The organism is Acinetobacter sp. ATCC 27244 (assembly GCF_000156555.1).
Lineage (GTDB): Bacteria > Pseudomonadota > Gammaproteobacteria > Pseudomonadales > Moraxellaceae > Acinetobacter > Acinetobacter haemolyticus.
The window spans coordinates 1-588 of record NZ_GG665997.1 but is presented as its reverse complement, the minus strand read 5'-3'; the positions used below and the strand labels follow the sequence as shown (position 1 = coordinate 588).

General features: G+C 27.0%; 1 protein-coding gene. It reads left to right on the top strand.

The window, feature by feature from the left end; all coding sequences use genetic code 11:
• Positions 1 to 351: 351 nt before the first annotated feature.
• The coding region (locus HMPREF0023_RS15955; protein WP_008942592.1) for a TetR/AcrR family transcriptional regulator at positions 352 to 588 on the top strand (237 nt) is incomplete at its 3' end.

Below are 588 nucleotides of genomic sequence, written 5' to 3'. Positions count from 1 at the left end.
CTTTTTATTGGATAAAATAAATATAAGGTGATTTAGAGGTGAAATCAATTTATTAAGCGAGCTAAAAAATAACCATTCAGATTATTAATTAATCAAAAAATATATAAAAGGTGATTTATTTCACATTAATAATTGAATTTATTTTTAAATAGAAAGAAATTTTTACAAATCAGCTTGTTTGTCATCTTATTTTTGCTTAACGTATAATAGTGAACTTGATTGGAAGTGTTATATTTCCTATTATGTTCATAAAGAATATGGATAACAGCATAGTCGCCAGATTTTTCAAGCCTATAAACTATGCCTAAATAATATATTAAGTTTATATTATAATTCTAAAAGGATAATAAAATGTCAAAAAAAGAAGATATTATTGCAACGGCTCTGTACCTCTTCAATCGTCATAATTATAGCTCTGTTGGGGTAGATCGAATTATTAGTGAGTCAGGCGTTGCAAAGATGACATTCTACAAGTATTTTCCATCGAAAGAGAATCTAATTGAAGAGTGCTTATCACGAAGAAATAAAAGTATTCAAGAAGCTATTGAGCATGAGGTGAATCAGTTAAGTGAAGAAGATTATTTAGGT